The sequence below is a fragment of the Streptomyces sp. NPDC055400 genome (assembly GCF_053644375.1).
Genome location: NZ_JBSHLM010000003.1, coordinates 603,967 through 629,087 on the forward strand (window position 1 = coordinate 603,967; position 25,121 = coordinate 629,087).

The window sequence follows — 25,121 nt, forward strand, 5'->3', positions numbered from 1 at the left end:
CGAATGTCGGTGTCATGCGAACCGACTCTTCTCCGGGCACCGACCCCTCCCTGGGGGTGCTGCCGGCACGGGAGCACCTCCCGGCCGGCGTGGGCGATGCACCGGTCCTGGACGTAGTGATCCCGGTCTACAACGAGGAGCGGGACCTCGGTCCCTGCGTGCGCAGGTTGCACCGGCACCTCGTCGGAACCTTCCCCTACCGCTTCCGCATCACGATCGCGGACAACGCGTCCACGGACGCGACCCCGGACGTCGCCGCATCCCTGGCGGCCGCGCTCCCCGAGGTGCACAGCGCCCGCCTGGAGCAGAAGGGCCGCGGGCGCGCCCTGCGCACCGTCTGGTCCGCGTCCGACGCGCCCGTCCTCGCCTATATGGACGTCGACCTGTCCACCGACCTCAACGCGCTGCTCCCGCTGGTCGCGCCCCTGATCTCGGGCCACTCGGACCTGGCGATCGGCTCGCGCCTCGCGCGCAGTTCACGCGTCGTGCGCGGGCCGAAGCGCGAGTTCGTCTCGCGCGCCTACAACCTGATCCTGCGCGGCTCCCTCCAGGCCCGCTTCTCCGACGCCCAGTGCGGCTTCAAGGCGATCCGGCGCGATGTGGCGCGGGTCCTGCTGCCGCTCGTCGAGGACAGCGGCTGGTTCTTCGACACCGAGATGCTCGTCCTCGCCGAGCGGGCCGGGCTGCGGATCCACGAGGTGCCGGTCGACTGGGTCGACGACCCGGACTCGACGGTGCACATCGTGAAGACGGCCACCGACGACCTCAAGGGCGTGTGGCGCGTGGGCCGGGCGCTCGCGGTCGGCGCGCTCCCCCTGGACCGGCTCGCCCGCCCCTTCGGCGACGACCCGCGCGACCGCCAGGTCCCGGGCGTGCCACGGGGACTGGCCCGCCAGCTGGTCGGCTTCTGCGTCGTGGGCGCCCTGTCGACCCTCGTCTATCTGCTCCTCTACTCCGGATTCCGTACGTTCACGGGGTCGCAGGTCGCCAACGCACTGGCCCTGCTCGTCTCGGCCGTCGCCAACACGGCCGCCAACCGGCGACTCACCTTCGGCGTCCGCGGCCGCGACCGGGCCGTCCGCCACCAGGCGCAGGGCCTCGTCGTGTTCGCGATCGGGCTCGCCCTGACCAGCGGTTCGCTCGCCGCGCTCGGCGCCGCCTCCGCGGACCCGGCGCACTCCACGGAACTCGCGGTGCTCGTCGCCGCCAACCTCGCGGCGACGGTGCTGCGCTTCCTGCTCTTCCGGGCCTGGGTGTTCCCCGAGCCGCCCGCCCCGCCCGAGCCGCCCGTACCCGGTGCGCCGGACGCCTCCCGAGCCACGTACGACCACGAACTGAGGACCGGACGATGACCCTGCCCCACCTCCCCGCCGACGCACCCGCGCTGCCACCGCCCCCGGCCGCACCGGCCGCACCGGCCGCACCGGCCGTGCAGGGCCAGGGACACGGCCGCCCGAAGCAGCCCTCGCTCACCCGGGTCTGGCGCGGCCGTGCCGACGACCCGCGCTGGGCGCGCCCCGCGTTCCTCGCTCTGCTGCTCGTCGTGGCCCTCGCCTACCTCTGGAACCTGAGCGCCTCCGGCTACGCCAACTCCTTCTACTCCGCGGCCGTGCAGGCCGGGAGCCAGAGCTGGAAGGCGATGTTCTTCGGGTCGCTCGACTCGGCCAACGCCATCACCGTCGACAAGCCCCCGGCGTCGCTGTGGCCGATGGCGCTCTCGGTGCGGATCTTCGGCCTCAGCTCCTGGGCGATCCTCGTCCCGCAGGTCCTGATGGGCGTGGCGACGGCGGGCGTCCTGTACGCGGCCGTGCGGCGCCGGTTCAGCGCCGCGGCCGGACTGCTCACGGTGGCGGCGTTCGCGCTCACGCCCGTCGCGGCCCTGATGTTCCGCTTCAACAACCCGGACGCCCTGCTCGCGCTCCTGATGACCGTCACGGTCTACTGCGTCCTGCGCGGCATGGAGAACGGCCGGACGAAGTGGCTGGTGTGGGCGGGCGTCGCCGTCGGCCTCGCGTTCCTCGCGAAGACCCTCCAGGCGTTCCTGATCCTGCCGCCGCTGGCCGTCCTGTACGCGGTGTTCGCGCCGGGCAGGCCGCTCAGGCGGATCGGACAGCTGCTGCTCTCCGGACTCGCGATGGTCGTCGCGGGCGGCTGGTGGGTCGCGGTCGTGGAGCTGTGGCCCGCGTCCTCTCGCCCCTACATCGGCGGCTCCCAGAACAACTCGTTCCTCGAGCTGACCTTCGGCTACAACGGGCTCGGCCGGATCAACGGCGAGGAGACCGGCAGCGTCGGCGGCGGTGGCGGAATGGGCGGCGGCGGCAGCCAGTGGGGCGAGACCGGCATCGACCGGATGTTCAACTCCGAGATCGGCAGCCAGATCTCCTGGCTCCTGCCGGCCGCGCTGCTGCTGCTCGTCGCCGGTGTCGTCGTCACGTGGAAGGCGCGGCGGACCGACACGGCACGCGCCGCGTTCCTCGCGTGGGGCGGCTCGCTGGTGATGACCATGGTCGTCTTCAGCTTCATGGCCGGGATCTTCCACCAGTACTACACGGTGGCCCTCGCCCCCTACGCGGCCGCGCTCGTCGGCATGGGCGCGAGCGTGCTGTGGGAGGAACGAGCCAGGTTCACGGCGTCCGCCGCGCTCGGCGGCACGGTGGCGGTGACGGCCGTGTGGTCGTACGTCCTGCTGAACCGGACGCCCGACTACGTGCCGTGGCTGCGCTGGGCGATCCTCGTCGGCGGCGTCGCGGCGGGCCTCGGCCTCGCCGTCGCGGGCCGGCTGAACCGTCAACTGGCGCTCGGTGCGGCCGGGTTGGGCCTCGTGACCGCGCTGGCCGGGCCGACCGCGTACACCATCAGCACGCTCGGCACCGGACACAGCGGGTCGATCGTGACGGCCGGTCCTGCGGGGGCGAGCATGATGGGCGGCCGGGGCGGCGGCCCCGGTGGCGGCGGAGACGGCATGCGCGCCGGCGGGATGCAGCCGCCCGGCCAGGGCCGGCAGGGTCAGCAGGCCGGCCAAGGTCAGCAGGGCCAGCAGGGCGGCGGCATGGGCCGGCCCCCGACAGGCGGCATGCCCGGCCAGGGCCAGGGACAGAACCAGGGCACAGGCAACGGCAAGCTGCAGGGCGGGATGGGCACCCTGCCCGGCGGCGCCGGCCTGGGTGAACGTGGTGGCGCGGGCGGCATGGGTGGCGGCATGGGCGGTCTCCTCAACGGCGCCCAGGTCAGCGCCAAGGCCAAGGCCCTCGTCGAGAAGAACGCGGACGACTACACCTGGGCCGCCGCGGCCATCGGCTCGCAGAACGCGGCGAGCTACCAGCTCTCCACCGGGAAGCCCGTCATGGCGATCGGCGGCTTCAACGGCAGTGACCCGTCCCCGACGCTCGCCCAGTTCAAGAGCTACGTCGAGGACGGGAAGATCCACTACTTCATCGGTGGCGGCATGGGCGGGATGGGCGGCGGCAGCGGCTCCGCCTCCAAGATCCAGTCCTGGGTCGAGAAGAACTACACGAAGGTCACCGTGGGCAGCGCGACCTTCTACGACCTGACGAAGCCCAGGAGCTAGCCGCTCTTACGCGTCAGCGCCAGATCGGCGACAACCGGGCGGTGGTCCGAGGCGAGAGTCTCGGCCACCGCCGCGTCGCGTACCCGGACCCCCTCGCCCACGGCGACGTAGTCGATCCGCTTGACCGGACCCGCCGCCGGGAAGGTGTTCGCCCCCGGGTCGGCGGGCGTCAGCTCCTTCCACAGCGGTGCGAGTTCGGGCGCGTCCGGCACCGCGTTGAAGTCGCCGAGCAGGATCTGGCGGTCCCCGGGCGACGTACGTTCCGCGGCCATGATCCTGCGCGTGTCGGCGACCTGTGCGGCCCGTACCGAGGGGTCGGGCCGGTAGTCGAGATGGGTCACGAACACCTGGACCGGCACCCCGCGCACCTTCAGTTCGACCTCCCCGAAGCCGGGCGCGGGCGCAGGGACCGGGTTCGGGTCCTGCGTCGACAGGCGGGTGATCTCGTGGTTGACGGCGCCGCGGACCGGATACCGGGACAGGATCGCGACCCCGTACTCGCGGCGCGGCCCGCCCTCCACGACCGGGTCGAGGCTGTAGATCGGCGCGAACGACACATGCATCCCGAGCCGGTCCGCCAACTCCTGTGCCAGATCACGGTTCTGGCTGCGGGCGTCCCAGTGGACGTCGACCTCCTGGATCCCGATCACATCGGCGTGGAGGGCGCGCAGCGCCGCCTCCTGCCGGTCGAGATCGAAGACGTTGTCCATGCCGGAACCGGCGTGGATGTTGTACGTGGCGATGCGCAGCGGCACGGGTGGCGGTCCCCCGGCGGCCTGCGCGGGCGGCGCGGCGGCGAGTCCACCCAGCAGCCCGGCGGCGAGCAGAACGTGCGGTGTGCGGCGGTACTTGGACATCCGACCCCTCACTCATCAGGTTTCAGCGGGAGAACGCTAGCGGGTGTCCGGCGTCGAAAAGTGACTTGGCCGCCACGCGGCGACGGCTATACGGTGTACGACGTCACTCGACATACACTGTATAGGGGAATCTGGACATGACGGCGACGACCGCCGAGAACTCAACGGCCGCCACCGGCGGCGGCCACCCCCATCGCTGGCTGATCCTCGGCGTCATCTGCCTCGCCCAGCTCACCGTGCTGCTCGACAACACCGTCCTGAACGTGGCGATCCCCTCCCTCACCCGGGAGCTGGACGCCTCGACCTCCGACATCCAGTGGATGATCAACGCGTACTCGCTGGTCCAGTCGGGTCTGCTGCTCACCGCGGGCAGCTCCGCCGACCGCTACGGGCGCAAGAAGATGCTCGCGGCCGGGCTCGTGCTGTTCGGCGCCGGATCGCTGGTCGCCGGACTCGCCCAGTCCACCGGGCAGTTGATCGCCGCGCGCGCCGGCATGGGCGTCGGCGGCGCGCTCCTGATGACCACCACGCTCGCCGTCGTCGTGCAGATCTTCGACGACAAGGAGCGGGTCAGGGCGATCGGCCTGTGGGCCACTGTGAACTCCCTCGGCTTCGCCGCGGGCCCGCTCATCGGCGGCGTCATGCTCGACCACTTCTGGTGGGGCGCGATCTTCCTGATCAACATCCCGGTCGCGTTGGTCGGCCTGATCGCGGTCCTCGCGCTCGTCCCCGAGTCCAAGAACCCCCTCGGCGACCGCCCCGACCTGGTCGGCGCACTTCTCTCCACCATCGGTATGACGGGCGTCGTCTACGCGATCATCTCCGGTCCGCAGCACGGCTGGACGTCCGCGCACGTCGGCTTCTCCGCGCTGGTCGGGCTCGTGGTCCTGGCCGCGTTCGTCGTGTGGGAGCTCCGGATCCCGTACCCGATGCTGGACATGCACTTCTTCCGCAACCAGCAGTTCACCGGGGCCGTCGCCGGCGCGATCCTGGTCGCCTTCGGCATGGGCGGCTCGCTCTTCCTGCTCACCCAGCACCTCCAGTTCGTGCTCGGCTACGGGGCCCTGGAGGCCGGTCTGCGCACGGCGCCCATGGCCCTGACGGTCGTCGTCCTCAACCTCGCCGGCGTCGGCGCGCGCATCCTGCCGAAGCTCGGCACCCCCGCGACCATCGCCACCGGCATGTCGTGCCTCGCGGCCGGCCTCGCCGCGATCGCCCTGCTCGGCGGGGACTCGTACGGGGGCATGCTGCTCGGCCTCGTCGTGATGGGCGCGGGCATCTCCGTCGCCATGCCCGCCATGGCGAACGCCATCATGAGCGCGATCCCGCCTCAGAAGGCGGGCGTCGGCGCCGGAGTCAACGGCACGCTCGCCGAGTTCGGCAACGGTCTCGGTGTGGCCGTCCTCGGCGCCGTGCTGAACTCCCGGTTCGCCGCGCTCGTATCCGTCTCCGCGGCCTCGCTCCCTGCGGCGCTCGCCGCGGCGAAGTCGGGGGCGGAGCGGGAGCGGATCGCCGACGCGTTCTCCTCGGGTCTGGAGACCAGCCAGCTGGTCGGCGCGGTCGCCGTGCTCGTGGGCGGCCTGCTGGCCGCGGCGTTGCTCAGGAGGGCGGAGCGGGCAGACTCAGCGGTGACGGCCGCGGCGTAGCTGCACTTAGCATCGGTGGTGGCGGACCGGGCTATTCCGGTCCGCTGCCGGAACCGGGCCGGTACGAGGACTTTGGGAAGGTGCGCCATGGCGAAGGCAGCCGACCGCGCGGGGCGTCCGGCGCGGACGAGCGTCTGGCTGGAGGGCAAGACGCCGCGTACCCGCAGGAGCGAGGCGCCCAGCACGCTCGACCGGGAGCGGATCACCGAGGCCACGGTGAGACTCCTCGACGCGGAGGGCCTCGCCAAGTTCTCGATGCGGCGCCTCGCGGCCGAGCTCGGCGTGACCGCGATGTCCGTCTACTGGTACGTCGACACCAAGGACGACCTCCTGGAGCTGGCCCTCGACCGCGTCTTCGGCGAGATGGACCTGCCCGAGCCCGCGGCGCCCGACGGCGACTGGCGCACCCCGCTGAGGCAGCTCGCCGGGGTGTACCGCGCGAGCCTGGTGCGCCACCCCTGGACCTCCCCGCTCACGGGCCACTTCCTCAACATCGGCCCGCACTCGCTGGCGTTCTCGCGCCAGGTGCAGCGCATCATCGAGGACACCGGCCTCACCCCGCAGGGCCAGCGGGGTGCGATCGCCGCCGTCTTCCAGTTCGTGTACGGGTACGGGACCATCGAGGGCCACTTCGTGCAGCGCTGCGCGGACGCCGGGATGACCCAGGACGAGTACTACCACCACGCGATGGGCGCCTTCGGCGAACTGGCCCCGGAAATGGCCGAGGACTACGAGAACGCGCGGGTGCTGATGGCGGGCACCGAGGGGCACAAGGTGGAGGACATCCGCGAGGCCGACTTCCGGATCGCGCTCGACCTGCTGGTGGCCGGCATCGACACGATGGTCGCGGCCCAGCGGAACGCCTCCGGCTAGGACTTCACGCGAGACGCGCCGGAAATCCGCCGGTCGCCACAGGTCCCAGCGTTTCGGCCTCTACTCGCTGGGGGCGAGAGATGCCGGGAATCCGCCGGTCGCCACGGGCCCCCATCGTTGCGGTGTGATGCGGATGATGGACTTGCCCTGCTTGAGCATCGCCGCGCGGTATTCGTCCCAGTCGGGGTGTTCGCCCGAGATGTTGCGGAAGTACTCGACCAGCGGTTCCACCGACTCGGGCGAGTCGATGACCTCCGCGGTGCCGTCGATCTGGACCCACGGGCCGTTCCAGTCGTCGCTCAGGACGACCACGCTCACCTGCGGGTTCCGCTTGGCGTTACGGGTCTTGGCGCGTTCGGGATAGGTGGAGACGACGATCCGCCCGGAGTCGTCGACCCCGCAGGTCAGGGGGGAGGCCTGCGGGGTTCCGTCGGCGCGGGCGGTCAGCAGGAGCGCGCGGTGGCGCGGGCGGACGAACTCGAGCAACTCGTCCAGGGAGACGCGGGTGTTGGAAGCGATGCTGGGTGCCATGTCCAGCACCCTACGGCTTGGACCGCGCTCGAACCCCGGACCGCTCTCACACCTGCGGCAGCGCGTCCCCCTGCACCGCCTGGATGTCCAGCTCCACCTTCAGCGTCGTGCCGATCGCGGAGATGCCCGCCTGGACGACCTGGTTGTAGTTCATCGCGAAGTCCTCGCGCTTCAGCTCGGTCGTCGCCCGGAACGCCGCCCGGGTGCCGCCCCACGGGTCCGCGCCCGTGCCGAGGTAGCTGAGGTTCAGGTCCACGGGCCGTACGACACCGTGCAGCGTCAGCTCGCCGTGCACCGTCCAGCGGTCGGACCCGGCCGGCTCCAGGCCGGTCGAGCGGAACGTGATCTCCGGAAACGTCTCGACGTCGAGGAAGTCGGGCGTCTTCAGGTGCCCGTCCCGCATGCCGTTGCCCGTGTCGATGGAGGACGCCTTGATGACCGCCTCCACCCGCGACTTCTCCACGTCCTGGGCGATCTCGATGCGCCCGCCGAACTCCTTGAACCGGCCGTGCACGCTCGAAATGCCGAGGTGCTGCGCGACCGCGCCCACCGAGGAGTGCACCGGGTCGATCGTCCACGGCCCGGGCGGCGGCAGTTCGGCGCCGCCCTGCCGGGCGAGGACCACCGTGCCGACGTCGGCACGGCCGCTCGCCGTCACCATCGCCGTGGACGCCGTCGGCGCGTAACCGACCGCCGTCACGATCACCACGTACGGGCCCGGGGTCAGGGTCACCGCGTCGTGCACGGCCCCCTCGTCGTCGGCCTCGGCCCGCAGCACCTGCGCACCCGTCATGTCGGTCACCGTCACGACGGCGTGCGGCAGAGCCCATCCGTCCCTGGTACGGATCCGCGCGCTCAGTCCCATGCTTCTCCCTTGCGCCGGAGAACCGGCGCCGCTCTCGCGGGCGTGGCCGCCCGCCGCTGGGTCCTCGAACCGATGGCTGAGGCCCCTTTGGTCGATGGCCCGTAAACGGGCCGGACCCCGGTCCGGTGGCGGCCGGCCGTCCCCTGCCGTAGTGCCGCCACCGGTTCCGGGGTCCTTTTCCCACTACCGGGCCGGGGCGCGTCTCCGCTCGAAGCGCGCCCCCGCCCGGGGTCGTCACTCGCCGGGGTGGGCGAGCTCGATGTCGTGGCCCTCGGCGCCGCCGCCGTTGACCGTCAGACCGGTGGCCACCGGCGGGTAGCCGGTCGCGATGACCGTGTAATCGCCGCTGTCCAGGTCGGTGAAGGCGTACGCGCCGTCGTGACCGGTCGTCGCCGTGGCGACCACGTTGCCCGCCGCGTCGACGAGCGTGACCCGCGCGTCGTTCAGCGCGCCGCCCGCGGCCCGGACCACACCGGCGACCTGCGCACCGGAGTGCAGCTCGATCTCGACCCGGGTGACCCCGGTGCCGCCGACCTCGACGGGCAGCGCGAGCGGACGGTGGCCCGCCGCGTTGACCGCAACGGTCACGGCGCCCGGGACCAGCTCGGCGAAGGTGAACTCGCCCTGCTCGCCGGAGAGTCCGGTGGCCAGGACGTCACCGCGGACGTCGGTCACGATGACCATGGCGCCGGGGACCGGCAGCTTGCTGTCCACGGACTTCACGACGCCGCTCAGGCCGCTGGTGCCGCTGAGCAGGATGTCGTACGCGACCGGCTCCTCGCCGACGACGACCGTGGAGGCCTGCGGCTGGTAGCCGTCGGCCGAGGCGATCAGGACGTACGAACCGGCGCCGGGGGCGTCGAGGCCGTAGGCGCCGTCGCCCTGGGAGACCGCGCGGCCCAGCTGGCGTCCGCCGAGCGAGATCAGCGTGACCGCCGCCCGCGCCACCGGGGCGCTCTCGGAGCCGCGGACGAAGCCGCGGACCGGGGTGCCGCCACCGGTGGACGCCGTCGCCGGGACGCTGCCCGCCGTCGTGGCGACCGCCTGGAGACGCTGGGTCGAGCCGTCCGAAGAGGGCGCGGAGACCGCGGCCGCCATGGCCGGAACGAGCTCCTCCGCCTCGGGAGCACCGGCAGCCGCAGCCGCGGCCACAGGCGCCTCGGACTCGGACTCGGCGGCCGGAACAGCCTGGGAGTTCGAGGTACGCAGGGGGATCTCCTTGATGAACAGCGTGGCGATGAGCGCGAGCAGCGCGATCGGAGCGGCGATCAGGAACACGTCCGCGATGCCGTGCCCGTACGAGCTCTCCATGATCGTGCGCAGCGGCGCGGGGAGCTTGTCCAGGTCCGGGATGGCGCCGCCGCCGGTGCCGCCGTGGCCCAGGGCGGCACCCTTGGGACCGAGGTCGGCGAGGCCGTCCTTGACGTAGTGCGTGATGCGCGTGGCCATGATCGAACCGAGCGCCGAGACACCCATCGCACCACCGAGGGAGCGGAAGAAGGTGACCGTGGAGCTGGCCGAACCGATGTCCTCCGGAGCGACCTGGTTCTGGGTGCAGAGCACGAGGTTCTGCATCATCATGCCGATGCCGAGACCCATGAGCGCCATGAAGATCGCGACGCGCCAGTACGGGGTGTCGTAGCGGATCGTGCTGAGCAGTCCGAGGCCCGCCGTGATGAGGACGCCGCCGGAGACCAGCCACGCCTTCCACTTGCCGGTCTTGGTGATGATCTGGCCCGCGACGGTCGACGAGATGAACAGGCCGCCGATCATCGGGATCGTCATGACACCGGACATCGTCGGCGACTTGCCGCGCGCCAGCTGGAAGTACTGCGAGAAGAACACGGTGCCCGTGAACATCGCGACACCCACGAAGAGCGAGGCGATCGAGGCGAGCGTGATGGTGCGGTTGCGGAAGAGCCGCAGCGGGATGATCGGCTCCGCGGCCTTGGTCTCCACGAAGATGAAGATCAGCGCGAGGACGACGGCGCCGCCCACCATCGCGCCGGTCTGCCACGACAGCCAGTCGTACTTGTCGTCGGCGAAGGTCACCCACAGGAGCAGGGTGCAGACCGCGGCGGTGATGAAGAAGGCACCGGCCCAGTCGACCTTGACGTTGTCCCGCTTGACCGTGGGGAGCTTCAGCGTCTTCTGCAGAACGATGAGCGCGATGATCGCGAACGGCACACCGACGTAGAAGCACCAGCGCCAGCCGAGCCACGAGGTGTCGGTGATGACGCCGCCGAGCAGCGGGCCGCCGACGGTGGCGACGGCGAAGGTCGCACCGAGGTAGCCGGAGTAACGGCCCCGCTCACGCGGGGAGATCATCGCGGCCATGACGATCTGCGCGAGGGCGGACAGACCGCCGACGCCGATGCCCTGCACCACGCGGCAGGCGATCAGCATGGTCGGGCTCTGCGAGAGGCCGGCCACGACCGAGCCGCCCACGTAGACGATCAGGGCTATCTGGACGAGCGCCTTCTTGCTGAAGATGTCGGCGAGCTTGCCCCACAGGGGCGTCGTCGCGGTCATCGCGAGCAGCGAGGCGGTGACGACCCAGGTGTAGGCGGACTGGCCGCCGCCCAGGTCGCCGACGATCTCGGGAAGCGCGTTGGTGACGATCGTCGACGACAGGATCGCGACGAACATGCCGAGCAGCAGCCCGGACAGCGCCTCCATGATCTGCTTGTGCGTCATCGGAGCGCCGCTGCCGGGGGCGGCTGCGCCTCCATGCTTGGCGTGGCTGCCCCGCACACCTGCTGGTGTGGTTGTTGCCATGGGGTTCCTTTACTTACGCGGGTGTACGGGTGGTCTCTTCGGTGGCGTCCGGAAGTGCCTGCACGAGCCCCGGTGTGTACCGGCAGTCGCCGAAGCTCTCGCGGAGCCGGCTCATCATCGCGATCAGCTGCCCGACCTCGTCGTCGGACCAGTCGCTCAACCGGTAGGCGAGCAGTTCGGTCGAACGCTCGGAGAGCAGCTCGATCTGCTTCAGGCCCTGATCGGTGAGGCTGAGGATGCGGGAGCGCTTGTCTGCGGGGTCGGGCGACCGGTCGATCCAGCCGCGGTCGGCGACGTGCGCCACGTGGCGGCTGGTCACGGACATGTCGACGGCGAGCAGCTCCGCCAGGCGGCTCATCCGCATCTCGCCGTACCGGCCGAGGAGCATGAGAACCGCGGCCGAACCGGCCGGACAGTCGTGTGGCAGGGACCGCTGGAGGTCTCGTTTGACGGCACCGAAGGCACTGAACTGTCGGGCGAGCTCTTCGTACTGACTCTGCTCCGCCACGGCACCTCCTACGTTCGTTGCTTAGGGCAACCATAGAGACAGTTGGTTGCCGCAGGCAAACGAAAAGGGGTGTACGAGCCTAAAAACCCGGTAAAGGGGAGGGGTTGCACATGTAAAGCTGCAGCTCAGCATGGGTGTGGCGTCGCCCGCACGTATTCGCTAGGGTCCTTCCCCATGGCACACAACCCCCAGGGCCCGGCCCCCGAAGGCAACTACGACCCCGCGGGGAGCACCCAGATGTTCCGCGCCTTCGTCGACGAACCTGCCTCGCCGTCGCGCCAGCAGGCCGCCCCGGCGAAGTCGGGACCCGGCGCCGGTCTGATTCTCGGCATCGTGCTCGCCGTCGTCATCGTGGCCGGCGTGGCCTGGCTGGCCCTCAAGTAGGTCATCGCGGCTCGCGCGCGAGAGCCGCTCACTTCCATTCGACGGAGACGTCGCGCGTCTCCACGTGCATGCCGAGAGGCACCCGCCAGGCGTCGACGCACACGGTCCAGGTCCTCTTCTTCCGCTTCCCCGCGTCGATCGGCACGGGGAGGTCCTGGGTGGACTCGACGGTGGCCCAGTCGATGCCGAGGGCGCCGATGATGTGCGTCCCGAACGTCACCGTGCCCGAACGCACCGCGGTACCACCGGTGTTGACCATGTCCAGGGTCACGTCCTCGCACCACCGCTTGTCCGCGGCCTCGCGCTCCGGGTCCCCGACCTTCAGGGCGGCGGGCCCGCTCGGGGTGCCGGTGTCCGGGGCGGACGGCGTGGTCGTCGCCCCACCGCCGGAACTGCCGCCGCCGGAGCCGCCCGCGCCGGAACCGCCGGCGGACGGCGACCCGGACCCGCCGGGCCCCGACGCCTCGGACGCCCCGGAGCCGCCGTCGGTACGCGCCTGCGCTCCGGCCCCGGCGCCCGTATCCCCTGAACTGCCTTCGCCACCGGGGGACTTGCCGCCGCCTTCGGCGCTGCCCGTCCCGCCCTCCGACGGACCCGACGGACCCGGCGGATCCGAGTCGGCCCCGTCCAGCGGCACCAGCTCCACATCACCGGTCGGCGCCACCGTGCGCCCCGGCGTCCGCTCCGGCGTGGCACCGGCCGCGCCGACCGCCACATAACCATCACCGCCGCCGGAACTCCCGCACGCCGCAAGGAGACCGCCCAGGCAGACCACGGCCGCCGTCGCACCCGTCAGGGCGCCTCGGCGGCCGCGTATCGATGCTCGTCGCATCGCGCCAGTGTGTCTGACGGTCCGTCAATTCGGAAGCCCGTCAACGGCACCGGCGGCGCGCGCGGTGCGTCAGTCGGCGATCAGGCCTTCCCTGAGCTGCGACAGCGTCCGCGTGAGCAGGCGCGACACGTGCATCTGCGAGATGCCGACCTCCTCGCCGATCTGTGACTGCGTCATGTTCGCGAAGAAGCGCAGCATGATGATGCGGCGCTCGCGCGGCTGGAGCTTTGCGAGCAGCGGCTTGAGTGACTCGCGGTACTCCACGCCCTCCAGGGCCGTGTCCTCGTAGCCGAGGCGGTCCGCGAGCGAGCCCTCGCCGCCGTCGTCCTCGGGCGCCGGGGAGTCGAGGGAGGAGGCGGTGTAGGCGTTGCCCACCGCGAGCCCGTCGACCACGTCGTCCTCGGAGACACCGAGCACCGCGGCCAGCTCGGGCACGGTCGGCGAGCGGTCCAGCTTCTGGGCCAGCTCGTCGCTCGCCTTGGTCAGCGCGAGCCGCAGCTCCTGGAGCCGGCGCGGCACGCGCACCGACCAGGACGTGTCACGGAAGAAGCGCTTGATCTCGCCGACGACGGTCGGCATCGCGAACGTCGGGAATTCCACGCCGCGTTCGCAGTCGAAGCGGTCGATCGCCTTGATCAGGCCGATCGTGCCGACCTGGACGATGTCCTCCATCGGTTCGTTCCGGCTGCGGAAGCGGGCCGCGGCGTACCGGACCAGTGGGAGGTTCAGCTCGATGAGGGTGTCCCGTACGTAGCCACGCTCGGGGCTGTTCTCGTCGAGTGCGGCGAGCCGCAGGAAGAGGGAGCGGGACAGGGTGCGGGTGTCGATGGCTTCGGAAGCCCCGGATACCGGCGGGCTGTGAAGCACGTCGGGCGCTGACGCGCTCTTGCTGAGCGTGAGCACCTTCGAGCTGCCCTGGACTGCGGACATGCCACCCCCTTGAGGTTGCGGACGGTCGCGGCGGGCGCTCCCGTCTGGAAGGAACGCAGCCTCCACCTGAATACCGGAGGCGGGACTGCGGCAAACGCGGTTCCAGCAGAATGTCACATGTCGGCAACACGCTGTAGTGACATGTCGACATGGATGGGGTGAATCCGTGCAGGAAAAGGGGGGTGTGGCGGGGAACTGACGTATTTCGGCGGGGAAGTGCCGAGAAAGGCACTCCACTCGTTCCGGTTACGCTTCGATCCTGTTTGCGGATCGAAGCCGCGCGAAGCTTCTGGCCAGCAGCCTCGACACGTGCATCTGGGAAACGCCCAATTCCGCGCTGATCTGTGACTGCGTCAGATTGCTGTAATAGCGCAGCAGCAGGATCCGCTGCTCACGCTCGGGCAGCTGAACGAGCAGATGCCGTACGAGATCGCGGTGTTCGACGCCGTCGAGCTCCGGGTCCTCGTAGCCGAGCCGGTCGAGCAGGCCGGGCATTCCGTCGCCCTCCTGGGCCGCCTCCAGCGAGGTCGCGTGGTACGAGCGCCCCGCCTCGATGCAGGCGAGCACCTCGTCCTCGCCGATGCGCAGGCGCTCGGCGATCTCGGCGGTGGTGGGGGTGCGCCCGAACGCCGTGGTCAGGTCCTCGGTCGCGCCGGTCACCTGCACCCACAACTCGTGGAGCCGGCGCGGCACGTGGACCGTGCGGACGTTGTCGCGGAAGTAGCGCTTGATCTCGCCGACGACGGTCGGCATCGCGAACGTCGGGAACTGCACGCCGCGCTCGGGGTCGAAGCGGTCGATCGCGTTGATGAGCCCGATCGTGCCGACCTGGACGACGTCCTCCATCGGCTCGTTGCGGCTGCGGAAGCGGGCCGCCGCGTACCGCACGAGCGGGATGTTGGCCTCGATGAGGGCGGCGCGCACCCTGGTGTGCTCGGGGGTCCCCGGCAGCAGGTCTTTGAGCTGGGCGAAGAGGACCTGGGTCAGCGCACGGGTGTCGGCGCCCCGGCTCTTCGCGGGCGGTGCTTGAGGCGCTGTACTGGCCGGCACGGTCAACGCCACCTCTGTCTCTGTCAGCTCGTCCGTCAACTCATCCGTCAAAAGCGGTCATAGCATCACAAGACAGGTGCACTGTGTGCAAGCACCGCATAACTACGTGTTGAAGGGCAAGTTGGGGCATATGGAGCAGAAAAAAAGGCCCTTCGCCGTTCCGGTGAAGGGCCGCTCTGCCGTGCGGTTCGCTCAGAACTCGTAGTCCGCGATCACCCACGTGGCGAACTCGCGCCACTGCGCGACACCTGCCTGGTGGGCCGGGTGCTCGATGTACCGCTTGAGCGCATCGGTGTCCTCGACCGCCGAGTTGATGGCGAAGTCGTAGGCGATGGGGCGGTCGGTGATGTTCCAGTCGCACTCCCAGAACGTCAGCTCCGGGATCTGCTCACCGAGTGCGCGGAAGGCCTTGACGCCCTCGACGACGCGAGGCTCGTCGCGCTGGACGCCCTCATTGAGCTTGAAGAGGACCAGATGGCGGATCACGGGCACTCCTTGCAGACGCTGGCGAGGTCGCTCAGTTCCCGCCGCCGTTGACGACCCAGGTCATGAAGTCGCCGATGCTCTGAGCGGCGGACGAGACGCCCTCGAAGCCTATCTGGACGTAGTCCGCGGCCTTGGCCGGGTCGGTGATGATCACGTAGAGGACGAACACGACGACGACGAAGAGACCTATCTTTTTCGTCTGCACCACGCTCTGGCCTCCCTGCCTGTATCCCGTGTGACCCCTGTGCCGGGCGTGAGTGTATCCCGGACATCTGTTCAGCCGGTTATCCGGTTTTCGATGCCAACGGCCCGGCGGGCGGGGCGTTTTGCCCGATCGGTCTGCGTGCGGCTGGACATGGCCGGACATGCAGAACACCCCTCTTCTCCGGTGACCCGGGGAAGAGGGGTGTTGTCAGCGGTAGCGGTGGGATTTGAACCCACGGTGACTTGCGCCACACTCGCTTTCGAGGCGAGCTCCTTCGGCCGCTCGGACACGCTACCGAGAGAGATCCTAGCCCACGTTGGGCCGTGGTCTGAAATCCGTATCCGGGAGACCCGTCCGGAGCGCTTTCCAGGCACCCCTAGCGGTCCCGGAAGAAGGACGTGAGCTGCTGCGCGCACTCGTCGGCGAGTACGCCCTCGATCACTTCGGGGCGGTGGTTGAGGCGCCGGTCGCGGACGACGTCCCACAGGGACCCGGCCGCCCCGGCCTTCTCGTCGCGGGCCCCGTAGACGACCCGGTCGACCCGGGACTGGACGAGGGCGCCCGCGCACATCGTGCACGGCTCCAGGGTCACGACGAGCGTGCACCCCGTGAGCCGCCACTCCCCGAGCGCCGCGGCCGCCCGCCGGATCGCGAGCACCTCCGCGTGCGCGGTCGGGTCGCCGGCCGCCTCGCGCTCGTTGTGCCCCGAGGCGAGCACGGTCGTGCCGTCCGGGGCGAGCACGACGGCCCCGACGGGCACGTCACCGCCCTCGGCGGCGAGCCGCGCCTCCCGGACGGCGAGGCGCATGGCCTGCCGCCAGGGGTCGCGTACGGGGTCCGGTGTCTGGTCTGCGGTGCTCACGGGCGGAATGTAGCCGACCGCGGCCGGTACCGGCATCGTCGTGGAGAAAGGGGCACATGGTGGACGGGTGGGACCTATCGGACCGTTTCGAGGACCTCCGCCGCTCCCAGGACCTCGGCGATCTCGCTGAGGGCGTCGTTGGTGTCGAGGGCGAGGAGCTCCTTCTCGGAGACTCCGAGGTCGGCGAGGATCAGCCGGTCCCCGATCGGGCCCGGGGGCACGGCCTCGGCGGCGGGATCCGCCGCGTCGTCGTCCCCGGCCTCGTCCTCGTCGGCCGGGTCGGGCTCGCCGTCCTCGGTCCCGTCGAGATCCAGGGCGTCCAGCTCGTCCTGGTCGGGATCCTTTCCGAGCAGTTCGTCGGTGAGCAGGATCTCGCCGTACGAACTCCGGGCGGCCGCGGCCGCGTCGGAGACGTAGATGCGAGGGTCCTCCTCGCCGTCCACACGGACGACGCCGAACCAGGCGTCCTCCTGTTCGATGAAGACGAGCACTGTGTCGTCCTCGGCACCGGCCGAGGCTTCACGGGCCAGGTCGGTCAGATCCGACAGGGCCTCCACGTCGTCGAGCTCTGTATCGCTCGCTTCCCACCCGTCTTCGGTGCGCGCGAGCAGTGCGGCGAAGTACACCGTGACTCTCCCACTGGTCTCAGGTGTGCCGGTTGGGGTTCCCCCCGGCGGACTCGGGAGGCGGGGTGTGCAGTTCCGAGCCCCGCCCAATCGGAATCGTGGCAGAAACCATCGCTTCAGGAGAGGTCTTCCGCCCGCTGTGTTCGCGCGGCGTCACCAGCGGAGCGTGCGCATGCGCATCTGCTGCCGCATTCGTGCCGCCCTCGCACGGCGTGGCCGGACCCGGTCGCGCAGCGCGCGCGCCTCCGCGAGTTCCCGCAGGAACTGGGCTCGGCGCCGTCTGCGCCCGTCCTCGGCGTCCTCCGGCTCCGGGTCCTGTCCCCGGTCGTACCGGCCCTGATCCGGCATAGGCGCACCCCCCCAGTCGGTCCTTCCGACTTTCCCTCCGATGGCGGGTTTGATGCCAGCACGAGGGCGTCCCGGACCCGGTTACTGTTGAGGACATGCGGATCCACGTCGTCGACCACCCGCTGGTGGCGCACAAACTCACCACGCTGCGCGACAAGCGCACCGACTCCCCGACCTTCCGGCGCCTCGCCGACGAGCTGGTCACCCTGCTCGCGTACGAGGCCACCAGGGACGTGCGCACCGAGCAGGTCGACATCGAGACCCCCGTCTCGGGCACGACCGGCGTGAAGCTCTCCCACCCGCGGCCCCTGGTCGTGCCGATCCTGCGGGCCGGTCTCGGCATGCTCGACGGCATGGTGCGGCTGCTGCCGACCGCCGAGGTGGGCTTCCTCGGCATGGTGCGCGACGAGGAGACGCTCCAGGCGTCCACGTACGCGACGCGCATGCCCGACGACCTCTCCGGGCGGCAGGTCTACGTCCTCGATCCGATGCTGGCCACCGGCGGCACGCTCGTCGCGGCGATCCAGGAGCTGATCAAGCGCGGCGCGGACGACGTGACGGCCGTGGTGCTGCTCGCCGCCCCCGAGGGCGTGGAGATCATGGAGCGCGAGCTCGCCGGTACGCCGGTGACGGTCGTGACGGCCTCGGTCGACGAGCGGCTCAACGAGAACGGGTACATCGTCCCGGGCCTCGGCGACGCGGGCGACCGGATGTACGGGGCGGCCGAGTAGCCACCCCGTAAGGGATCTCGTCGCTCCGGTTCAGTTCAGCAGTGCTTCTTCGACGTGGCGGACGCCGCTGAGGGCTCGGCCAGCGCGGCCAGGGCCTTGTCGGCGTCCGCCTTCGCCGTGAGCTGCTTGAACGCGGTGCCGATGATCAGGTCGACCTCGGCCGGCTTGGCGCGGGTGTCGGTCTTCAGCTCGGCGCCGGCGAGCTGCGTGCCGAGGACCGGCAGCGCCGCGTCGGTGGCCGCCTTGGCGCCGAGCAGCAGCCCGGGGCCCTTGACCTTCTTGTCGTACGCCTTCGTCGCGTTGCCCACGTCGCCGATGGCGAAGCCACGTTTCTTCAGCTCGTCCGCCGTCTGTTTGGCGAGGCCGCTGCGGGGCGTGGCGTTGAGGACGTTGACCGTGACCTGGCCGGGCTTCGGCAGGGTCTTCGGGCTCGCCGAGGGCGACGCCGAGGTCTTCGTCCGGCAGTCGCCGGTGGCTCCCGCGGCCGAGGCCTTGTCACCGCCGCCGGTGAAGACGTCGATCAGCTGCAGAGTGCCCCAGCCGATCAGGCCGACCGCCACGACGGAGGCGACGACGGCGAGCACGATCCTGCTGCGCCCGCGGCTCCGGCGCATGCGCGGATACTTGTCTCCCGTGATGCGGTACTTGCCGCCCATGCCGGGGGGAGTGAGCATGCTCATGGGCGCAGCGTAGTGCGCCCCGGCGGTGATTCCTACTAAATGATCATTGGCCGACGCCGGGGACTACCCGAAAGGGTCAACGCGGGCGCGCGGCCCGCGGCTCAGCCCAGCTCGAGGACGCGGGCGTGCAGCACCTGGCGCTGCTGGAGCGCGGCGCGCACGGCGCGGTGCAGACCGTCCTCGAGGTACAGGTCGCCCTGCCACTTCACGACGTGCGCGAAGAGGTCGCCGTAGAACGTCGAGTCCTCGGCGAGCAGCGTCTCGAGGTCGAGCTGGCCCTTGGTCGTCACGAGCTGATCGAGGCGGACCGGGCGCGGCGCGACGTCCGCCCACTGCCGGGTGCTTTCCCGGCCGTGGTCGGGGTACGGCCGGCCGTTTCCGATGCGCTTGAAGATCACACGGAAAGCCTACCGGGCCCGGCTCTCCGGGCGCAGCCATGGAGACGGAGTGCGACTCTGGGAAATGACGCCCTAAACAGGGGCAAACCGGGAACACTCAATCCGGGGACAGGGGCCAGAAATGAGTGACAGCGAGCCGATACCGGCTGGGCCGGCGCATGCGAAGCCTTCATCGGGGGTAGGCGCGGGCGCCGGGTTGACGCCCGGAACCGCAGCTTCCTCGGCCCCGGGCGGGACAGGTGACGCTTCCCCCGCCGGGACCACGGCCCCTGAGCCCGTCACCACGGCCCCCGCTCTCCCGGCCCCCGCCCTGGAGATCGCCGCCGGGTACGCCTTCGCCGGGCCCGCCCTCGATCTCGGCGCGCTCGTGTGGGACGGCCAGTGCCTGCCGGACGCGCAGATCCGGATTCCGCTGGGGATGCTCAACCGGCACGGCCTCGTCGCTGGCGCCACCGGCACCGGCAAGACCAAGACCCTCCAGCTCATCGCCGAGCAGCTGGCCGCGCAGGGCGTCCCCGTCTTCCTCGCCGACATCAAGGGCGACGTCTCCGGCATCTCGGCCCCGGGCGAGCCGAGCCACAGGGTGACGCAGCGGTCGGCCGAGGTCGGTCAGGAGTGGCGGGCGACCGGCTGTCCGAGCGAGTTCTATGCGCTCGGCGGCATCGGCCCCGGCATCCCCCTGAGGGCCACCATCACCGGCTTCGGCCCGGTCCTGCTCTCCAAGTGCCTCCAGCTCAACCAGACGCAGGAGCAGTCGCTCGGCCTGATCTTCCACTACGCGGACCAGAAGGGCCTCGAACTCGTCGACCTCAAGGACCTGCGCGCGGTCGTCACGTTCCTCACCTCCGACGAGGGCAAGCAGGAGCTGAAGACCATCGGCGGGCTCTCCACCACGACGGCGGGGGTGATCCTGCGCTCCCTGACCGCGTTCGAGCAGCAGGGCATGGGCGACTTCTTCGGCGAGCCCGAGTTCGACAGCAGCGAACTGCTGCGCACGGCCCCGGACGGCCGCGGCCTGGTCTCCGTACTCGAACTGCCCGCCGTGCAGGACAAGCCGCATCTCTTCTCGACGTTCCTGATGTGGCTGCTCGCCGATCTTTTCCAGGACCTTCCCGAGGTCGGTGATGTGGAGAAGCCGAAGCTGGTCTTCTTCTTCGACGAGGCGCATCTGCTCTTCAGCGGCGCGTCGAAGGCGTTCCTGGAGGCGATCACGCAGACCGTGCGGCTGATCCGGTCCAAGGGCGTGGGCGTGTTCTTCGTGACGCAGACACCGAAAGACGTGCCGTCCGACGTCCTCGCCCAGCTCGGCAACCGGGTCCAGCACGCGCTGCGCGCCTTCACGCCCGACGACCAGAAGGCGCTGAAGTCGACCGTCAGGACGTTCCCCCACTCCGCGTACGACCTCGAGGAGCTGCTGACCTCGCTCGGTACGGGTGAGGCCGTGGTCACCGTGCTGAGCGAGAAGGGCGCGCCGACGCCGGTCGCCGCGACCCGGCTGCGGGCGCCCGAGTCGCGGATGGCGCCCGTCGACGCGGCCGCGCTCGACAAGGCCGTGAAGGAGTCGGCCCTGTACCCGCGCTACGCGAACGCCGTCGACCGTGAGTCCGCGTACGAGAAGCTGACGGCCCAGGAGGCCGAGACGCAGGCGCGCAAGGACGCCGAGGCGCGGGCCGCGCAGGCGGAGAAAGCAACGAAGGCAGAGAAGGCGGAGAAGGCGGCGGCGCGGGGTTCCGGGGGGCGCGGGAAGCCCAAGGAGGACGCGTCGGTCGTGGAACAGGTGGTGGGCAGCGGGATCTTCAAGTCGCTTGCCCGGTCGGTCGGTACGCAGTTGGGGCGGGAGATCTCGCGGTCGCTGTTCGGGACGCGGCGGAGGTAACGGTCTCGGTGGAGGTCCCGGTCCCGCGGGTGCGGGGCCGGGACTTTGTCGTGCGGGCGGCTCAGGTGCGGTCCTGCGGGTCCGTGTCCTGTGCCTTGTCGTCGGTCGGGGGCGTGGGTTCCGGGGTCTCGCGTGCGGGGCGTACGGCGCGACCGTCGCGTACCGCTTCGGCGCGCAGGAGGGCGCGCAGGACCGCGTAAGGGTCGATGGGCATGAGGGTGTCGTCCTTGTCGTGCGTGGGGGGTGTGCAGGCTGGGTCCGCCGGGAGGGCGGAGCCGGACTGTCAGCAGCGCAGGACGACGCAGCGCAGGACGTTCAGGGAGTTGAGGGTGGCGCGGGGCGCACGGGGGCGCGCGGGTGGCGCGGAAGGGCGCGCACGGGGCACGAGGGTGGCGCGTTCAACGGGGGGACGCGCCACCTGCGCCGTCGGCAGGCGCAGTGCGGTGTCGGGGGCGTCCTGGTGGAGCTCGCCGGGTTCGGTGGAGGAGGACGAGGAGGACGCAGCGTGCGCGGGCGCGCCCTCGGCGCACGGGACCGTGGACGCGAACGCCGTGCCGAGCAGGGTGAGGAGGACGAGCAACGTCCGGGCCCACGCGGGCCGTCGCGCGGTGCGGCGGCCCGCGCCCGCTGGGGAGGAGCGCGTGCTCATGGACGTAAATGTCCCCCGGTGGCGCCCCGAAGACGATCAGGGCGGACGAGATCCGCCCTCATGGGCTACGGGGCGCGGCGTGTGCTGACGCGCGGCGGGACCCCCTTCGGGTCCTGCTTCCCCGCGGCCTTGGCCGCCTTCGCCGCCGCCTTCATCTCCTGCTTGTGCGCCCGCACCTTCGTGAGCGACTCGGGTCCCGTGATGTCGGCGACCGACCGGAAGGACTTCGCCTCGCCGTACGCACCCGCGGCCTCGCGCCAGCCCTTGGGGCGTACCCCGAGCTGCTTGCCGAGCAGGGCCAGGAAGATCTGGGCCTTCTGCGTGCCGAAGCCGGGCAGGTCGCCCAGGCGCTTGAGCAGTTCCTTGCCGTCCTTCACGCCTTCCCAGACGGCGCTCGCGTCCCCGTCGTAGTGCTCGACGAGGTACTGGCACAGCTGCTGGATCCGCTTGGCCATCGAGCCGGGGTAGCGGTGCACGGCCGGCTTGGCGGACAGCAGCTCGGCAAAGGCCTCGGGGTTGTAGGAGGCGATCTCGTGCGCGTCGAGATCGTCGGCGCCCAGGCGCTGGGCGATCGTGTGCGGGCCCGCGAACGCCCACTCCATCGGTACCTGCTGGTCGAGCAGCATGCCGACGAGCGCGGCCAGGGGGCTGCGGCCGAGGAGCGCGTCGGCGTCCGGCTCCTGGGCGAGGTGAAGAGTGACGTCCATGTGTCGATGATCGCGCGGCGCGGGCCGGGGCGCACCCCTTTTCGACTTAGGTTAGGCTGCCCTAATTAGTAAGGCGGGTGAAGGCGGGGCGGGAAAGCGTGAGCGTCGAGGTCTACCGGGACGAGTGGGGCATACCCCACCTCCGTGCCGACAGCGCGCGGGAACTGGCCCACGCCCAGGGGCGCAACGCCGCCGCCGACCGGGCCTGGCAGATCGAGGTCGAGCGGCACCGTTCGCAGGGCACCTCCGCCGCCTTCCTCGGCCAGGAGGCCGCCGGCTGGGACCGGTTCGCCCGGCAGGCCCGTATCGACGACACGGCCCGGCGCTGCTACCGCGCACTCGACGAGGAGACACGCGGCTGGCTCGACGCGTACGTCGCCGGGGTCGACGCCGGACTGCGAGAACTCGGCGGCGCCGCACCGGAGTTCGCCCGCGCCGGCCTCGAACCGGGCCGCTGGCGGCCCTGGACCCCCCTCGGCATCTGGCTGTCCACACACATCCTGTTCACCGGCATGCCCGGCAAGCTCTGGCGCGACGAGGTCGTACGCCGCATCGGGCCCGGAGCCGTCGGCCTCTTCGCCACGGACGGCCCGGGCACCTCCGGCAGCAACGGCTGGCTCGTCACCGGCGACCGCACCGCCACCGGCGGCCCTCTGATCGCCGGCGACCCGCACCGCTACATCGAGGACCCGGGCGTCTACCAGCAGATACGGCTCGCCTGCCCGGATTACGACGTCGTGGGCCTTGCCGTCCCCGGCGTGCCCGGCATCGGCCACTTCGGCCACACCGGCACCGTCGCCTGGGCGATCACCAACGCGATGGCGGACTACCAGGACCTGTACCGGGAGCGGCTGCGGCGGCTCCCGGACGGCGGCGTGGAGGCGTTCGGGCCCGACGGGTGGCGGCCCGCGTTCCGGAGCGTGGAGACCTTCGAGGTGGCGGGCGGGCGGCCGCAGGAGGTGGAGGTGGTCGAGACCGAACGCGGGACGGTCGTCATCGGCGGACCCGACGAGGGCGAGGGCATCGCACTGCGCCAACCGCCCCGCGTACGCGAGGACTTGGGCTTCGCCGCGCTGCCCGCCCTGCTCCGCGCCCGGACCGTCGCCGACGTGGACCGGGCCCTCGACCGCTGGGCCGAGCCCGTCAACGTCGTCCAGGCCGCCGACACCGAGGGCGGTCTCCTGCACCGCGTCGCGGGCGCCGTGCCCGAGCGCGACCCCGAGAACCTGCTCCGCGTCGTCCCCGCCCACGAGCCCCGGCACGCCTGGCGCGGCCTGCGCGAGCTGCCCCGCGAGCCGGTCGGCACCGTCGCGGTCATGGCGAACCAGCGGGGCCTGGCCGCGCCCCTCGGCATCGAGTTCGCGCCGCCGCACCGGGCCGACCGCATACGGGAGTTGCTCGACGCGCGGGAGGTGTGGACGGCGCCCGGCATGGCCGCCGTCCACACCGACACCCGCCTCGCCTCCGCCCGCCCTCTGCTCCACCTGGTGGCCCGCCTCGGCGGCCTCGGCCCCGAAGCGGCGGCACTCAGGAAGCGGCTGCTCGCCTGGGACCGGCACATGGACGCGGACAGCGCGGACGCCGCCGTGTACGCGCGGGTGCGGTCGGCGGTCGTACGGAAGCTGGCCGCGCACCCCGCGTTCGCGCCCCTCACGGGGATGGGTCAGGCGTACCCGGAGGTCTTCCGGCCGTGGCTGGCCCTCGCGCCGCGCATCGCGTACGCGCTGGAGACGTTGCTGACGACCAGTCAATTCCCTGATGTGGACCGGGAGACGGTGGTCCGTGAGGCGGTCGAGGAAGCCGCCGGGACCTCGGCGACCGGGGAGACCTGGGGCGACCGGCACCGGCTCGCCGCCTGGCGGGCACTCCCTGACGGCGATGAGGCCGGTCCGGGCCTGCCCGGCGACCACGACTGCGTCCTGTCCACGTCGAGCGTCCCCGGCGTCACCGACCTCAGCGCCCGCGGCCCGGCCGCCCGCTACGTGTGGGACGTCGCCGACCGCGCGAACAGCCTGTGGGTGGTTCCGCTCGGCGCCTCGGGAATCCCCGGCTCGCCGCACCGCCGCGACCAGCTCCCCCTGTGGCTGCGGGGCGAACTGGTCCCCGTGGTCACGGACTGGACCCGCCTCACCAGAGAAGACCACCCTCATCAGAAGGGGCACCGCGTGTACGAGCAGACCGTCGAAGGGTTCGGCACCGTCCGCGTCAGCCCGGTCGACCCCGCCGCCGACCTCGACGTGCTCCACGGCTGGGTGCGCGAGGAGCGCGCCCGGTTCTGGGGCATGGAGGGCGCGAGCCGCGAGCAGGTGCGCGAGACGTACGAGCACCTCGACTCGCTCACCACGCACCACGCCCACCTCGTCCGCCTCGACGGCGACCCCGTCGCGCTCTTCCAGACGTACGAGCCCGAGGCCGACCGGGTCAGTGAGTGCTACGAGGCCGAGGACGGCGACATCGGCGTGCACTTCCTGATCGCCCCGGCCACGGACGGCGCCATAAGCGGCTTCACCGGAGCGCTCATGACCGTCCTCATCGCGTACGCGCTCGAAGGGCACGGCAAGCGGCGCATCGTGGTCGAGCCCGACGCGCGCAACGCGAAGGCGGTCGCGCTCCTGGAGCGCGCGGGCTTCGAACTCGGCCCCGAGATCGTGCTCCCGGAGATCGACCTGCCGGAGGTGTTCCTTCCGGAGAAGCGCGCCCGGATCGCGTTCCTCAAGCGCTGACGGCCCGC

26 protein-coding genes and 1 tRNA gene are annotated in these 25,121 nt (G+C 71.2%); 8 read left to right on the forward strand and 19 right to left on the reverse strand.

Annotated elements, in window-relative coordinates:
• Nucleotides 1-14: 14 nt before the first annotated feature.
• Both ACWIGU_RS10855 and ACWIGU_RS10860 read left to right on the forward strand, forming a co-directional pair.
• Nucleotides 15-1,352 carry a glycosyltransferase gene (locus ACWIGU_RS10855; protein WP_454399505.1) on the forward strand — a complete coding sequence of 446 codons (1,338 nt, stop codon included), beginning with the start codon at nucleotides 15-17 and terminating at the stop codon, nucleotides 1,350-1,352.
• Nucleotides 1,349-3,568 (forward strand): ArnT family glycosyltransferase, encoded by a 2,220-nt coding sequence (locus tag ACWIGU_RS10860; RefSeq protein ID WP_454399507.1) that lies wholly within the window; start codon nucleotides 1,349-1,351, stop codon nucleotides 3,566-3,568. The genes ACWIGU_RS10855 and ACWIGU_RS10860 overlap by 4 nt, the downstream gene beginning before the upstream one ends.
• Here ACWIGU_RS10860 and ACWIGU_RS10865 read toward each other — a convergent pair.
• Nucleotides 3,565-4,425, reverse strand: a complete 861-nt coding sequence (locus ACWIGU_RS10865) for an endonuclease/exonuclease/phosphatase family protein (protein WP_454399509.1) — start codon at nucleotides 4,423-4,425, stop codon at nucleotides 3,565-3,567. The genes ACWIGU_RS10860 and ACWIGU_RS10865 overlap by 4 nt on opposite strands.
• A 137-nt stretch (nucleotides 4,426-4,562) precedes the next feature.
• Here ACWIGU_RS10865 and ACWIGU_RS10870 point away from each other — a divergent pair, with 137 nt between their 5' ends.
• Together ACWIGU_RS10870 and ACWIGU_RS10875 are read left to right on the forward strand one after the other, a co-directional pair.
• Nucleotides 4,563-6,071 carry an MFS transporter gene (locus ACWIGU_RS10870; protein WP_454399511.1) on the forward strand — a complete coding sequence of 503 codons (1,509 nt, stop codon included), beginning with the start codon at nucleotides 4,563-4,565 and terminating at the stop codon, nucleotides 6,069-6,071.
• An 87-nt stretch (nucleotides 6,072-6,158) separates the two neighbouring features.
• Nucleotides 6,159-6,944 (forward strand): TetR/AcrR family transcriptional regulator, encoded by a 786-nt coding sequence (locus ACWIGU_RS10875; RefSeq protein ID WP_454399513.1) that lies wholly within the window; start codon nucleotides 6,159-6,161, stop codon nucleotides 6,942-6,944.
• Nucleotides 6,945-7,004: 60 nt separating this feature from the next.
• Here the strand turns inward: ACWIGU_RS10875 and ACWIGU_RS10880 are convergent, their stop codons facing one another.
• From ACWIGU_RS10880 to ACWIGU_RS10895, 4 genes are all read right to left on the reverse strand, one after another.
• The gene (locus tag ACWIGU_RS10880) at nucleotides 7,005-7,475 is read right to left on the reverse strand and encodes a PPOX class F420-dependent oxidoreductase (RefSeq protein WP_454399514.1); all 471 of its coding nucleotides are present in this window, start codon (nucleotides 7,473-7,475) and stop codon (nucleotides 7,005-7,007) included.
• Nucleotides 7,476-7,521: 46 nt separating this feature from the next.
• Nucleotides 7,522-8,340 (reverse strand): YceI family protein, encoded by an 819-nt coding sequence (locus ACWIGU_RS10885; protein ID WP_454399516.1) that lies wholly within the window; start codon nucleotides 8,338-8,340, stop codon nucleotides 7,522-7,524.
• A 234-nt stretch (nucleotides 8,341-8,574) separates the two neighbouring features.
• Nucleotides 8,575-11,118, reverse strand: coding sequence for an MFS transporter (locus ACWIGU_RS10890; protein WP_454399517.1), 2,544 nt, complete (start codon nucleotides 11,116-11,118; stop codon nucleotides 8,575-8,577).
• Nucleotides 11,119-11,131: 13 nt separating this feature from the next.
• A complete protein-coding gene (locus tag ACWIGU_RS10895; protein ID WP_454399519.1) occupies nucleotides 11,132-11,626 on the reverse strand; it encodes a MarR family winged helix-turn-helix transcriptional regulator in 495 nt (164 codons plus the stop codon).
• Nucleotides 11,627-11,800: 174 nt separating this feature from the next.
• Between ACWIGU_RS10895 and ACWIGU_RS10900 the strand changes: the two genes are divergently transcribed.
• Nucleotides 11,801-12,010 carry a hypothetical protein gene (locus tag ACWIGU_RS10900; protein ID WP_100599127.1) on the forward strand — a complete coding sequence of 70 codons (210 nt, stop codon included), beginning with the start codon at nucleotides 11,801-11,803 and terminating at the stop codon, nucleotides 12,008-12,010.
• Between the two features lie 28 nt (nucleotides 12,011-12,038).
• On the opposite strand, the gene ACWIGU_RS10905 is transcribed toward ACWIGU_RS10900, so the two are convergent.
• The 9 genes from ACWIGU_RS10905 to ACWIGU_RS10945 all read right to left on the reverse strand — a co-directional run bounded on the left by ACWIGU_RS10905 (nucleotide 12,039) and on the right by ACWIGU_RS10945 (nucleotide 17,349).
• Complete coding sequence (locus ACWIGU_RS10905; RefSeq protein WP_454399521.1) at nucleotides 12,039-12,842, reverse strand: hypothetical protein; 804 nt, start codon at nucleotides 12,840-12,842, stop codon at nucleotides 12,039-12,041.
• A 69-nt stretch (nucleotides 12,843-12,911) separates the two neighbouring features.
• A complete protein-coding gene (locus ACWIGU_RS10910) occupies nucleotides 12,912-13,772 on the reverse strand; it encodes an RNA polymerase sigma factor SigF (RefSeq protein ID WP_100599125.1) in 861 nt (286 codons plus the stop codon).
• Nucleotides 13,773-14,018: 246 nt separating this feature from the next.
• Complete coding sequence (locus ACWIGU_RS10915) at nucleotides 14,019-14,834, reverse strand: RNA polymerase sigma factor SigF (RefSeq protein ID WP_356277391.1); 816 nt, start codon at nucleotides 14,832-14,834, stop codon at nucleotides 14,019-14,021.
• Between the two features lie 180 nt (nucleotides 14,835-15,014).
• Nucleotides 15,015-15,308: a Dabb family protein gene (locus ACWIGU_RS10920; protein WP_100599123.1), complete on the reverse strand. Its 294-nt coding sequence runs from the start codon at nucleotides 15,306-15,308 to the stop codon at nucleotides 15,015-15,017.
• Between the two features lie 31 nt (nucleotides 15,309-15,339).
• Nucleotides 15,340-15,516: a hypothetical protein gene (locus tag ACWIGU_RS10925; RefSeq protein WP_100599122.1), complete on the reverse strand. Its 177-nt coding sequence runs from the start codon at nucleotides 15,514-15,516 to the stop codon at nucleotides 15,340-15,342.
• 208 nt (nucleotides 15,517-15,724) lie between these two features.
• Nucleotides 15,725-15,809 (reverse strand) — tRNA-Ser (locus ACWIGU_RS10930).
• A gap of 80 nt (nucleotides 15,810-15,889) precedes the next feature.
• Complete coding sequence (gene tadA, locus ACWIGU_RS10935; protein WP_454399525.1) at nucleotides 15,890-16,411, reverse strand: tRNA adenosine(34) deaminase TadA; 522 nt, start codon at nucleotides 16,409-16,411, stop codon at nucleotides 15,890-15,892.
• Nucleotides 16,412-16,449: 38 nt separating this feature from the next.
• A complete protein-coding gene (locus tag ACWIGU_RS10940; RefSeq protein ID WP_100599120.1) occupies nucleotides 16,450-17,001 on the reverse strand; it encodes a tRNA adenosine deaminase-associated protein in 552 nt (183 codons plus the stop codon).
• A 153-nt stretch (nucleotides 17,002-17,154) separates the two neighbouring features.
• Nucleotides 17,155-17,349 (reverse strand): hypothetical protein, encoded by a 195-nt coding sequence (locus ACWIGU_RS10945; RefSeq protein WP_454399527.1) that lies wholly within the window; start codon nucleotides 17,347-17,349, stop codon nucleotides 17,155-17,157.
• Between the two features lie 95 nt (nucleotides 17,350-17,444).
• On the opposite strand from ACWIGU_RS10945, the gene upp reads away from it, so the two are divergent.
• Entirely contained in the window at nucleotides 17,445-18,080 is a 636-nt protein-coding gene (gene upp, locus ACWIGU_RS10950) for a uracil phosphoribosyltransferase (RefSeq protein WP_356277399.1), read from the forward strand.
• A 35-nt stretch (nucleotides 18,081-18,115) separates the two neighbouring features.
• On the opposite strand, the gene ACWIGU_RS10955 is transcribed toward upp, so the two are convergent.
• Together ACWIGU_RS10955 and ACWIGU_RS10960 are read right to left on the reverse strand one after the other, a co-directional pair.
• Nucleotides 18,116-18,760, reverse strand: coding sequence for a LytR C-terminal domain-containing protein (locus ACWIGU_RS10955; RefSeq protein ID WP_454399529.1), 645 nt, complete (start codon nucleotides 18,758-18,760; stop codon nucleotides 18,116-18,118).
• A 101-nt stretch (nucleotides 18,761-18,861) separates the two neighbouring features.
• Nucleotides 18,862-19,158, reverse strand: coding sequence for a type II toxin-antitoxin system VapB family antitoxin (locus tag ACWIGU_RS10960; protein WP_003955420.1), 297 nt, complete (start codon nucleotides 19,156-19,158; stop codon nucleotides 18,862-18,864).
• Between the two features lie 121 nt (nucleotides 19,159-19,279).
• Here ACWIGU_RS10960 and ACWIGU_RS10965 point away from each other — a divergent pair, with 121 nt between their 5' ends.
• Complete coding sequence (locus tag ACWIGU_RS10965) at nucleotides 19,280-21,034, forward strand: helicase HerA-like domain-containing protein (protein WP_454399531.1); 1,755 nt, start codon at nucleotides 19,280-19,282, stop codon at nucleotides 21,032-21,034.
• 61 nt (nucleotides 21,035-21,095) lie between these two features.
• Here the strand turns inward: ACWIGU_RS10965 and ACWIGU_RS10970 are convergent, their stop codons facing one another.
• The 3 genes from ACWIGU_RS10970 to ACWIGU_RS10980 all read right to left on the reverse strand — a co-directional run bounded on the left by ACWIGU_RS10970 (nucleotide 21,096) and on the right by ACWIGU_RS10980 (nucleotide 22,390).
• Entirely contained in the window at nucleotides 21,096-21,248 is a 153-nt protein-coding gene (locus ACWIGU_RS10970) for a hypothetical protein (protein WP_199842118.1), read from the reverse strand.
• Between the two features lie 69 nt (nucleotides 21,249-21,317).
• Nucleotides 21,318-21,683, reverse strand: a complete 366-nt coding sequence (locus ACWIGU_RS10975; RefSeq protein ID WP_454399533.1) for a hypothetical protein — start codon at nucleotides 21,681-21,683, stop codon at nucleotides 21,318-21,320.
• 65 nt (nucleotides 21,684-21,748) lie between these two features.
• Complete coding sequence (locus ACWIGU_RS10980; RefSeq protein WP_454399535.1) at nucleotides 21,749-22,390, reverse strand: HhH-GPD-type base excision DNA repair protein; 642 nt, start codon at nucleotides 22,388-22,390, stop codon at nucleotides 21,749-21,751.
• 98 nt (nucleotides 22,391-22,488) lie between these two features.
• Here ACWIGU_RS10980 and ACWIGU_RS10985 point away from each other — a divergent pair, with 98 nt between their 5' ends.
• Nucleotides 22,489-25,113: a GNAT family N-acetyltransferase gene (locus ACWIGU_RS10985; RefSeq protein WP_454399537.1), complete on the forward strand. Its 2,625-nt coding sequence runs from the start codon at nucleotides 22,489-22,491 to the stop codon at nucleotides 25,111-25,113.
• Nucleotides 25,114-25,121 lie beyond the last annotated feature (8 nt).

Excerpts from the sequence above, each read along its gene's own strand:
- ACWIGU_RS10980 (WP_454399535.1), bottom strand. The coding sequence starts at position 22,390 with ATGGACGTCACTCTTCACCTCGCCCAGGAGCCGGACGCCGACGCGCTC.
- ACWIGU_RS10955 (WP_454399529.1), bottom strand. The coding sequence starts at position 18,760 with ATGAGCATGCTCACTCCCCCCGGCATGGGCGGCAAGTACCGCATCACG.
- tadA (WP_454399525.1), bottom strand. The coding sequence starts at position 16,411 with ATGCCGGTACCGGCCGCGGTCGGCTACATTCCGCCCGTGAGCACCGCA.
- ACWIGU_RS10975 (WP_454399533.1), bottom strand. The coding sequence starts at position 21,683 with ATGAGCACGCGCTCCTCCCCAGCGGGCGCGGGCCGCCGCACCGCGCGA.
- ACWIGU_RS10965 (WP_454399531.1), top strand. The coding sequence starts at position 19,280 with ATGAGTGACAGCGAGCCGATACCGGCTGGGCCGGCGCATGCGAAGCCT.
- ACWIGU_RS10860 (WP_454399507.1), top strand. The coding sequence starts at position 1,349 with ATGACCCTGCCCCACCTCCCCGCCGACGCACCCGCGCTGCCACCGCCC.
- upp (WP_356277399.1), top strand. The coding sequence starts at position 17,445 with ATGCGGATCCACGTCGTCGACCACCCGCTGGTGGCGCACAAACTCACC.
- ACWIGU_RS10900 (WP_100599127.1), top strand. The coding sequence starts at position 11,801 with ATGGCACACAACCCCCAGGGCCCGGCCCCCGAAGGCAACTACGACCCC.
- ACWIGU_RS10970 (WP_199842118.1), bottom strand. The coding sequence starts at position 21,248 with ATGCCCATCGACCCTTACGCGGTCCTGCGCGCCCTCCTGCGCGCCGAA.
- ACWIGU_RS10880 (WP_454399514.1), bottom strand. The coding sequence starts at position 7,475 with ATGGCACCCAGCATCGCTTCCAACACCCGCGTCTCCCTGGACGAGTTG.
- ACWIGU_RS10905 (WP_454399521.1), bottom strand. The coding sequence starts at position 12,842 with ATGCGACGAGCATCGATACGCGGCCGCCGAGGCGCCCTGACGGGTGCG.
- ACWIGU_RS10885 (WP_454399516.1), bottom strand. The coding sequence starts at position 8,340 with ATGGGACTGAGCGCGCGGATCCGTACCAGGGACGGATGGGCTCTGCCG.
- ACWIGU_RS10875 (WP_454399513.1), top strand. The coding sequence starts at position 6,159 with ATGGCGAAGGCAGCCGACCGCGCGGGGCGTCCGGCGCGGACGAGCGTC.
- ACWIGU_RS10855 (WP_454399505.1), top strand. The coding sequence starts at position 15 with ATGCGAACCGACTCTTCTCCGGGCACCGACCCCTCCCTGGGGGTGCTG.
- ACWIGU_RS10870 (WP_454399511.1), top strand. The coding sequence starts at position 4,563 with ATGACGGCGACGACCGCCGAGAACTCAACGGCCGCCACCGGCGGCGGC.
- ACWIGU_RS10910 (WP_100599125.1), bottom strand. The coding sequence starts at position 13,772 with ATGTCCGCAGTCCAGGGCAGCTCGAAGGTGCTCACGCTCAGCAAGAGC.
- ACWIGU_RS10890 (WP_454399517.1), bottom strand. The coding sequence starts at position 11,118 with ATGGCAACAACCACACCAGCAGGTGTGCGGGGCAGCCACGCCAAGCAT.
- ACWIGU_RS10945 (WP_454399527.1), bottom strand. The coding sequence starts at position 17,349 with ATGCCGGATCAGGGCCGGTACGACCGGGGACAGGACCCGGAGCCGGAG.
- ACWIGU_RS10865 (WP_454399509.1), bottom strand. The coding sequence starts at position 4,425 with ATGTCCAAGTACCGCCGCACACCGCACGTTCTGCTCGCCGCCGGGCTG.